This window comes from Microcella sp. (assembly GCF_030645145.1).
Lineage (GTDB): Bacteria > Actinomycetota > Actinomycetes > Actinomycetales > Microbacteriaceae > Microcella.
In genome coordinates, this window is sequence record NZ_JAUSMI010000152.1 from 1 (window position 1) to 9666 (window position 9666).

Consider the following 9666-nt stretch of genomic DNA (forward strand, 5'->3'; position numbering starts at 1 on the left):
GAGCGCGGCGACCGCGCTCGCCGCGCGGAGCGGCGTCGCGCCGCAGGAGCGGCGGCGCGACCAGACGGCTCAGTGCGCGTCGGTCGCCGAGATCTCCGAGCGGTCGCCGCTCCACAGCGTGTGGAACGTGCCCTCCTGGTCGACGCGCTTGTACGTGTGCGCGCCGAAGAAATCGCGCTGGCCCTGCACGAGCGCGGCCGGCAGGCGGTCGGCCCGCAGCCCGTCGTAGTAAGAGAGGCTGGACGCGAACGTCGGGGTCGGGATGCCCGCGAGCGCGGCCCCCGAGACGACGCGCCGCCAGGCGGGCAGCGCGCCTCCGACCGCGTCGGCGAAGTACGGCGCCGTGACGAGCGCGACGAGCTCCGGGTCCTCCGCGTAGGCCTCGGTGATGCGGTTGAGGAACTGCGCGCGGATGATGCAGCCCGCGCGCCAGATCTTCGCGATCTCGCCCTTCTTGATGTCCCACGAGTACTGCTCGGCGCCCGCGACGATCGCGTCGAAGCCCTGGCTGTAGGCGATGATCTTCGAGGCGTAGAGCGCGCGGCGCACGTCCTCGACGAACGCGGCGCGGTCGGTGACCGACCACTCCTCGCTGCCGGCCGGCAGGCCGCGCGCGGCGAGGCGCTGCGCGGGCTTCGACGAGAGCGAGCGGGCGAACACGGCCTCCGCGATGCCCGACACGGGAACGCCGAGGTCGAGCGCCGACTGCACCGTCCACGCGCCGGTGCCCTTGGCGCCGGCCTGGTCGAGGATGACGTCGACGAGCGGCTTGCCGGTCGTCGCATCCACCTGGCGCAGCACCTCGGCGGTGATCTCGATGAGGTAGCTCTCGAGCTCGCCGGTGTTCCACTCGGCGAAGATCTCGGCGATCTCAGCCGGCTCGAGCCCGCCGACGCGGCGGAGCAGGTCGTAGCCCTCGGCGATGAGCTGCATATCGGCGTACTCGATGCCGTTGTGGATCATCTTGACGAAGTGTCCGGCGCCGTCAGTGCCGACGTGCGTCACGCACGGCTCGCCCTCGGCGACCGCGGCGATCGAGCGCAGGATCGGCCCGAGGGTCTGCCACGCCTCTGCCGAGCCGCCGGGCATGATCGAGGGGCCGTTGAGCGCGCCCTCCTCGCCGCCCGAGATGCCGGCGCCGACGAAGTTGATGCCCGTCGAGCGCACGGCGGCCTCGCGGCGGATGGTGTCGGTGAAGAGCGCGTTGCCGCCGTCGACGATGATGTCGCCCGGCTCGAAGACCTGGGTGAGCGCGTCGATGACGGCGTCGGTGCCGCGGCCGGCCTGCACCATGATGATCGCGGTGCGCGGCTTCTGCAGCGAGGCGGCGAACTCCTCGTAGGTCGAGGTCGCGATGAAGCCCGCCTCGGGGTGCTGCTCGATGAGCGTCGCGGTCTTCTCGTACGAGCGGTTGAAGATCGCCACGGTGTTGCCCTCGCGGCTGGCGAGGTTGCGGGCGAGGTTCGAACCCATCACGGCGAGTCCGACGACGCCGATGTTGGCCTGGGGCTGGGTCACGGGGTGCTCCTGGGGGTGGGGGCGCACGCGGCGCCGCGGTCACGGAGGTGGTGGCACGACCGCCTCCAGCCTATTCCCTGCGCACTCTGTCGTCGTCCGGCCCCGCGCCACGCCTACGGTGGACGCATGACCGCCCCCTCCCTCGTGCTCATGGGCGTCTCGGCGGCCGGCAAGACGGTCGTCGGGCGCGACGCCGCAGCCCGCGCGAGCGTGACCTTCCTCGACGCCGACGACCTGCACCCGGCCGCGAACGTGGCGAAGATGGCCGCGGGGCATCCGCTCGACGACGCCGACCGAGCCCCCTGGCTGGATGCCGTGGGCGCGGCCCTGCGCGACCACCGACCCTGCATCATGGCCTGCAGCGCTCTCAAGCGCTCCTACCGCGCTCGACTGCGCGAGCTCGCTCCGGAGACGCTCTTCGCCCTGCTCGACGTGCCCCGCCCCGTGCTCGAGCAGCGCCTCGCGAAGCGCGCGGGCCACTACATGCCGCCGAGCTTGCTCGACTCGCAGCTCGCGACGCTCGAGAGCCCCGGGCCGGGCGAGCTCGTCACGGTGCTCGATGGCGAGCTGAGCATCCCCGTTCTCGCCCAGCAGGTGGCCGACCGTCTCGCGGTGCCGCAGGGGCGCGATCTCGCGTAGACTGGGCCGCTGAACTTCGGCGAGGAAGAGCGCGAGCTCTTCGTGATCGACGCGGTGGGCAAGGCACTGGTCTTTCCTCACGCGCTTCTGCGTTCGAGTTGACACCCACGACCGGGTCCTGAGAGGCCCACCGACAATCAAGGAGTCCGGCATGTCCGAGAACACCCACCTCGCAGCGGAGGTGCGCTCGAGCTTCGGCAAGGGCGCCGCGCGCAAGATCCGTGCGACCAACAAGATCCCCGCCGTCATCTACGGCCACGGCACCGAGCCCCGCCACGTCACCCTGCCGGGTCACGAGACGGCTCTTCTGCTGCGCAAGAAGAACGTCGTGCTCACGCTCGACATCGAGGGCGACGAGCAGCTCGCGCTCGTCAAGGACGTGCAGAAGGACCCGGTGCGCCAGCTCATCGAGCACATCGACCTCATCGTCGTCCGCAAGGGCGAGAAGGTCGTCGTCGACGTCCCCGTGCACCTCGAGGGCGAGAGCTTCGCCGGCACCATCGCGATGCTCGAGCACACGACCCTCACGGTCGAGGCCGAGGCCACGCACATCCCCGAGAACTTCGTCGTCTCGATCGAGGGCCTCGAGGAGGGCACGCAGATCCACGCGGGCCAGGTCGAGCTCCCCAAGGGCACGACCCTCATCACCGACCCGGAGGCGCTCGTCGTCGTCGTGTCGACCCCGCAGCTCGACACGACCTCCGACGCCGACGGCACCGCCGATGAGGCGGCCGCGGGCGACGACGCCGAGGGCGCTGAGGGCGACGAGGCCGGCGAGGGCGCCGAGGGCGACTCCGCCGAGGCCGCCGAGTAGGCATCATCTTCGGATTCACGAGGCGTCAGGCACCTCCGGCTGTGGCCGACAACGTCTGGCTCGTAGCCGGGCTCGGGAACCCCGGGCCCGGCTACGCCGGCAATCGGCACAATGTCGGCCAGATGGCGCTCGACGAGCTCGCGCGGCGGCTCGGCGGGAAGTTCTCGCGCCACAGGTCGACGACGATGCTCGCCGAGGTGCGGCTGCGCCCCGGCGGCCCGAAGCTCGTGCTCGTCAAGCCGCTCAGCTACATGAACACCTCCGGCGGGCCCGTCTCGAGCGCCGCCAAGTACTTCGGGATCCCGCCCGAGCGCGTCGTCGTCCTGCACGACGACCTCGACCTGCCGTTCGAGTCGATCAAGCTCAAGGCCGACGGCGGCCACGGCGGCCAGAACGGCGTGCGCGACATCATCAAGGCGCTCGGCACGCAGGAGTTCCCGCGCGTCCGCATCGGCATCGGCCGGCCCCCCGGGCGACAGGATGCCGCCGACTACGTCCTCAAGGACTTCCCAGCCGCCGAGAAGGCGCGCCTGCCGTTCCTCCTCGACGACGCGGCCGACGCGGTCGAGCTGCTCGTCGAGCAGGGGCTGCTCGCGGCGCAGCAGAGGTTTCACGGCCCGCGCGCCTGAGCCGCGCCGCCACCCCGCCACCGTCAACCGCCCTGCGCAACCCCCAGCCGCCCGCGCGTACACTCACTCCAGTGAGTCTCGAGCGCTTGATCCCGGCCCTGTCGCGCGCCCGCACGCTTCAGGAGGCGCTCGAGGCCGCGAGGGTCTCGACCGATTTCTCGGTCGTCGAGGGCCTCCGCGCTCCGCTCGTGGCGAGCATCCTCGCCGCTCGTGATGCGCCGCAGTGCCTGCTCGCGATCACCGCGACCGGGCGCGAGTCCGAGGGCCTGATCGACGCGCTGCGCTGCCTGCTGCCCGACGCGACGATCCTCGACCTGCCGGCGTGGGAGACCCTGCCCCACGAGCGCCTGAGCCCGAGCGCCGAGACCGTCGGCCGCCGCATCCGCACCCTGCGGGCGCTCGCGCAGTGGGCGGATGCCCCCACCGGCCACCTGATCGTCGTCGCCTCCGTGCGCGCGGCGCTCCAGCCCCTGCCCACGGGTCTCACGAGCATCGAGCCCGTCGTCCTCGCCGCGGGCGAGCGCGGGCACGAGCTCGCCCCGACGGTCGAGCGGCTCATCGACCTCGCCTACGCGCGCGTCGACATGGTCACGCGCCGCGGCGAGTTCGCGGTGCGCGGCGGCATCCTCGACGTGTTCCCCGCGGTCGCCGAGCACCCCGTCCGCGTCGAGTTCTTCGGCGACGAGGTCGAGCAGCTGCGCGAGTTCTCGGTCGCCGACCAGCGCTCGCTGCCCGAGGTCGTCGAGCGCATCGAGCTGCCGCCGACGCGCGAGCTGCTGCTCACCGAGAGCGTCAGGCAGCGGGCGCGCGAGATGCAGCACGAGTTCCCGAGCCTCGCGCAGATGCTCGCCAAGATTGGCGAGGGCATCCCCGTCGAGGGCATGGAGAGCCTCGCCCCCGCGCTCGTCGACGAGCTCGTGCCCCTCACGCACTACCTCCCGGCCCGTGCGTCTGTCGCCGTCCTGAGCCCCGAGCGCGTCGCGAGCCGGGCCACGACGCTCGTCGAGACGAACCGCGAGTTCCTGTCGGCGGCATGGCACGCGGCCACGGCCGGAGCCGAGGCGCCCATCGACCTCGACGCGGGCGACTTCCTCACCGTGAACGGCTTGCGCGCGGCATCCGGCGACCGCCCCTGGTACACGATCAGCGCGTTCGACGCCGACGACCCGGATGTCCTGCGCATCGACGCGACCGAGCCGCCGAGCTTCGCCGGCATCGCCGGGGGAGCCGTCGACCACGTCGTCGATCGCGTGCGCGACGGCTGGGCCATGGTCGTCGTCGCGGGCGGTGCGGGCCTGCTCGAGCGCGCGAGCGACGTGCTCTCCGAGCAGCAGGTCGCCGCGCGCATCGTCGACGAGCTGCCCGACCCGCTCGAGCCCGGCGTCGTGCACCTCGTACGCGGCAGCGTCGAGCACGGCTTCGAGCTGCCCGAGCTCAGGATCGGCCTGCTGAGCGAGACCGAGTTCTACGGCCGCGCCGTCGGTTACGACTCGCGCCAGCCGAAGAAGCTCGCGAGCCGCCGCAAGAACGTCGTCGACCCGCTGCAGCTCAAGACCGGCGACTTCGTCGTCCACGCGACGCACGGCATCGGGCGCTTCCTCGAGCTCGTGCAGCGCGAGGTGTCGACGGGCGGCGGCCGCAGCGCGGTCAAGAGCACGCGCGAGTTCCTCCTCATCGAGTACGCGCCCTCCAAGCGCGGCTACCCGGGCGACAAGCTCTACGTGCCGACCGACCAGCTCGACCTGCTCACGCGGTACGTCGGCGGCGAGGCGCCCGCGCTCAGCAAGATGGGCGGCAGCGACTGGGCGGCGGCGAAGGGCAAGGCGCGCAAGGCCGTCCGCGACATCGCCGTCGAGCTCGTCAAGCTCTACTCGGCGCGCATGTCGAGCCGCGGGCACGCCTTCGCGCCCGACACCCCGTGGCAGCGCGAGCTCGAGGAGGCGTTTCCGTACGCCGAGACGCCCGACCAGCTCACGACCATCGACGAGGTCAAGCGAGACATGGAGTCGCCCATCCCGATGGATCGCCTCCTCGCGGGCGACGTCGGCTACGGCAAGACCGAGGTCGCCGTGCGCGCCGCGTTCAAGGCCGTGCAGGGCGGCAAGCAGGTCGCGATGATCGTGCCGACGACGCTGCTCGTGAAGCAGCACATGGAGACCTTCGCCGACCGCTTCGCCGGCTTCCCGGTGCACGTGCGGGCACTCAGCCGGTTCCAGAGCGACAAGGAGGCGAGGGAGACGATCGAGGGGCTCGCCCGCGGGACGGTCGATGTCGTCCTCGGCACCCACCGCATCCTGAGCCAGGGCGTGACGTTCAAGGACCTCGGCCTCGTGATCATCGACGAGGAGCAGCGCTTCGGCGTCGAGCACAAGGACGCGCTCAAGAAGCTCAAGACGAACGTCGACGTGCTCGCGATGTCGGCCACGCCGATCCCGCGCACCCTCGAGATGGCCGTGACGGGCATCCGTGAGATGTCGACCCTCGCGACGCCCCCGGAGGACCGCCACCCGATCCTGACCTTCGTCGGCCCGTACAGCGACAAGCAGGTCGCCGCCGCGATCCACCGCGAGCTGCTGCGCGAAGGGCAGGTGTTCTACGTGCACAACCGCGTCTCGAGCATCCAGCGCGTCGCGAGCCATCTCGCCGAGCTCGTCCCCGAGGCCCGCATCGCCGTCGCGCACGGGCAGATGAGCGAGTCGCTCCTCGAGCAGGTCATGGTCGACTTCTGGGAGCGCCGCTTCGACGTGCTCGTCTCGACGACCATCATCGAGACCGGCCTCGACGTCGCGAACGCCAACACGCTCATCATCGACCGGGCCGACAAGTACGGGCTGTCGCAGATGCACCAGCTGCGGGGGCGCGTCGGTCGCGGCCGCGAGCGCGCGTACGCGTACTTCCTCTACGACGAGCTCAAGCCGCTCACCGACACCGCGAACGACCGCCTGCAGACCCTCGCCGCGAACACCGACCTCGGCGGCGGCATGCAGATCGCGATGAAGGATCTCGAGATCCGCGGCGCCGGCAACCTCCTCGGCGCCGAGCAGGCCGGCCACATCGCGGGCGTCGGCTTCGACCTCTACCTGCGCATGATCGGCGAGGCCGTGAGCGCGTTCCGCGGTGACGCGGCCGACGAGCAGACCGAGCTGCGGCTCGAGCTGCCGGTCGACGCGCACATCCCCGAGGAGTTCATCGAATCCGAGCGCCTGCGTCTCGAGGCGTACCAGAAGCTCTCGGCGGCGGCGGGCCCCGCGAGCCCCGATGAGGCGCTGGATGCCGTGCTCGACGAGCTCACCGACCGCTACGGCGACCCGCCGAAGCCGGTGCTCGCGCTCCTCGCCGTGTCGCGCCTGCGCCGCCAGGCCCAGGCGCTCGGACTCAGCGACGTCGTCGTCATGGGCTCCAACCTGCGCCTCGTCGGGAAGGAGCTCCCCGATTCCCGGCAGCTGCGCCTGCAGCGCATGTACCCGGGCTCGAAGTACTTCGCGCAGCAGAAGGTCGCGACGATGCCGCTGCCGAAGGATGCGAGCGACGACGACCTCATCGCCTGGGTCGGCTCGGCGCTCACGAACCTCTACGCGACTGAGCCCGCGCCGTCGACATCGTCGTCCTGAGCGACGTCTGAGCGATCAGCGGGCTCGCTGAGCGACACCGCCGCGAGCGCCGGCGGGAACCGCCGCGACCCCGGCACCCGGTGCACGTCGTACACGGCGACGGGCACGAGCACGAGCGTGCGTAGGTCGAGCAGCGCGTGCAGCACGATCGCCACGATGATGCTGCCGCTCAGCACGTAGGCCGCGGTCAGCAGGAGCCCGACGACGAGCGTGCCGACGACGCCCGGCACCCCCTGATAGGCGTGCAGAGCGGCGAACAGCAGCACTGCGAGTCCGAACGCGCTGAGCGGCTCGTCCGTCACGACGAACAGCAGGGCAGGCAGGCAGAGCCGGAACAGCAGCTCCTCGACCACTCCCGCATTGACCGCGAGCGCCGACGCCCAGCCGAGCTCGGGCCTGTTGCGGGGCAGCAGCGCGGCGATGTCGCCGATCATCACGACGCCGCCCTCGCGGCGGGCGGAGCGCACGCCCACGATCGTGAGCGCCACGGCGAGGGCGACGGCGAGCGCGAGGACGAGGATCCCGACCGGACCCTGGAACCAGCCGACGACCGCCGCGACCCAACCGACCGATCGGGCCGCCTCGAGAACCGACCCCGTGAGCGGATGCACGACCACGGCCAGCGCGATCGCCGAGCCGCCGAACAGGAGCATCGACTCGATCAGCCAGCGCCGCATCATCGCCTGGCGCTTCGCCGTCGAGCGGTAGCGGCGGAAGCGCGAGTACTCGCGGCGGTCCTTGCGGATCGCCCGCCAGATCAGGAGCGCGACGAGCCCGAGCGCGACCGAGACCGCGATGCCGCGGCTGAGCGGGTCGTCGGGGGTGAGCACGGGGCCATCCTCGCAGTGCCACCTTCGCGGCGGCGGAGGAGCCACGGGCGGATCAGCGACGGGCGGATGATCGCCTGGCGGATGATCGGCTCGCGAGCGGTCGCCTCCCAGACAGCGGTGCCAGCATGAGCCGACCGCGCGCCACGGCACCCTGCACGCCGCGCACTGCACGCCGCCCGCGTCCCCGCACGAAGGAGCGACCCCTGAGCACTGCCGACGTCGGACTCCGCTCCTCGCGCGGCCCGATCCTGCTCTCGCTCATGGTCACCACGGGCCTCGTCGCGATCGACGCGACCATCCTCGCGACCGCCGTGCCGACGCTCGTCGACGAGCTCGGCGGGTTCGAGCAGTTCCCGTGGCTGTTCTCGATCTACCTGCTCGCCCAGGCCGTCTCGGTGCCGATCTACGCCAAGCTCAGCGACGTCGTCGGGCGCAAGCCGATCATCCTCACCGGCATCGGGCTGTTCCTCGTCGGGTCGATCCTGTGCGGCCTCGCCTGGAGCATGCCGGCCCTCATCGCCTTCCGCGCCGTGCAGGGCCTCGGCGCCGGCGCGGTCGGCCCGATGTCGATCACGATCGCGGGCGACATCTACTCCGTCGCCGAGCGCGCCAAGGTGCAGGGCTACATCGCGAGCGTGTGGGGGGCATCCGCCGTCATCGGGCCCCTGCTGGGCGGCCTGTTCGCCGAGCTCGACGCGTGGCGCTGGATCTTCTTCGTCAACATCCCGCTGTGTCTTCTTGCGGGGTGGATGCTCATCCGCCACCTGCACGAGAACGTCGAGCGCCGCACGCACCGGGTCGACTACCTCGGCGCGGTGCTGCTCACCGCCGCACTCGCGCTGCTCCTCGTCGGAGTGCTCGAGGGCGGCCAGGCCTGGGAGTGGCTCTCGTGGCAGAGCGCGGTCGCGTTCGGCGGCGGGGGAGCGCTGCTCATCGCGTTCGGGCTCGCCGAGCGACGGGCGGCCGAGCCGATCCTGCCGATGTGGGTGTTCTCACGGCGGCTGCTGCTGACGACGACGCTCGTGTCGACCGGCGTCGGCGCGGTGCTGTTCGGGCTCACCTCGTACGTGCCGACCTACCTCGAGGGGTCGATCGGGGTCTCGCCGCTCATCGCGGGCCTCGCGCTCGGCGCCCTCACGATCGGCTGGCCGATCTCGGCCGCCCAGTCGGGGCGGCTCTACCTCACGCTCGGGTTCAAGCGCACCGTGCTCATCGGCATGGTGCTCGTGATCGCCGGGCCGGCCGTGCTCGCGGCATCGGCCGCCGCGCCCTCGGTCGCCGTCGTCGCGCTCGCGTGCTTCATCAGCGGGCTCGGGATGGGACTCGTCGCGACGCCCTCGCTCATCGCCGCGCAGTCGAGCGTGCCGTGGAACGAGCGCGGCGTCGTCACCGGCACCAACCTCTTCGCCCGCTCGATCGGCAGCGCCGTCGGCGTCGCGATCTTCGGCGCGATCGCGAATGGCATCATCGGCCGCGAGGGCGTTCCGGCAGCGGAGGGCGTGAGCTCCGAGGCGATCATCGCGGCCTCGGCGGCGGTGTTCGCCGCGACCCTCGTCGCCGCCGTCGTGACTCTCGTCGCGGCGTCGACGATGCCGCGCACTCCCGCGCCGCGCGGCGACGAGGCG

Annotated in this window: 7 protein-coding genes; 5 read left to right on the top strand and 2 right to left on the bottom strand. The window is 71.8% G+C overall.

Annotation, left to right across the window (positions count from 1 at the left end):
* Positions 1-69 precede the first annotated feature (69 nt).
* Positions 70-1518: an NADP-dependent phosphogluconate dehydrogenase gene (gndA, locus tag Q7T15_RS10430; RefSeq protein ID WP_304696004.1), complete on the bottom strand. Its 1449-nt coding sequence runs from the start codon at positions 1516-1518 to the stop codon at positions 70-72.
* 126 nt (positions 1519-1644) lie between these two features.
* On the opposite strand from gndA, the gene Q7T15_RS10435 reads away from it, so the two are divergent.
* The 4 genes from Q7T15_RS10435 to mfd all read left to right on the top strand — a co-directional run bounded on the left by Q7T15_RS10435 (position 1645) and on the right by mfd (position 7211).
* Complete coding sequence (locus Q7T15_RS10435) at positions 1645-2157, top strand: gluconokinase (protein ID WP_304696006.1); 513 nt, start codon at positions 1645-1647, stop codon at positions 2155-2157.
* A gap of 151 nt (positions 2158-2308) precedes the next feature.
* On the top strand, positions 2309-2971 hold the full coding sequence (locus Q7T15_RS10440) for a 50S ribosomal protein L25/general stress protein Ctc (protein ID WP_304696008.1): 663 nt from the start codon (positions 2309-2311) through the stop codon (positions 2969-2971).
* A 41-nt stretch (positions 2972-3012) separates the two neighbouring features.
* On the top strand, positions 3013-3600 hold the full coding sequence (gene pth, locus Q7T15_RS10445) for an aminoacyl-tRNA hydrolase (RefSeq protein WP_304696010.1): 588 nt from the start codon (positions 3013-3015) through the stop codon (positions 3598-3600).
* A gap of 71 nt (positions 3601-3671) precedes the next feature.
* Positions 3672-7211, top strand: a complete 3540-nt coding sequence (gene mfd / locus Q7T15_RS10450) for a transcription-repair coupling factor (protein WP_304696012.1) — start codon at positions 3672-3674, stop codon at positions 7209-7211.
* On the opposite strand, the gene Q7T15_RS10455 is transcribed toward mfd, so the two are convergent.
* Positions 7172-8041 (bottom strand): CPBP family intramembrane glutamic endopeptidase, encoded by an 870-nt coding sequence (locus Q7T15_RS10455; protein WP_304696014.1) that lies wholly within the window; start codon positions 8039-8041, stop codon positions 7172-7174. The two genes, mfd and Q7T15_RS10455, sit on opposite strands and share 40 nt — an antisense overlap.
* A gap of 260 nt (positions 8042-8301) precedes the next feature.
* On the opposite strand from Q7T15_RS10455, the gene Q7T15_RS10460 reads away from it, so the two are divergent.
* A partial coding sequence (locus Q7T15_RS10460) for an MFS transporter (RefSeq protein WP_304696016.1) occupies positions 8302-9666 on the top strand: 1365 nt, incomplete at its 3' end.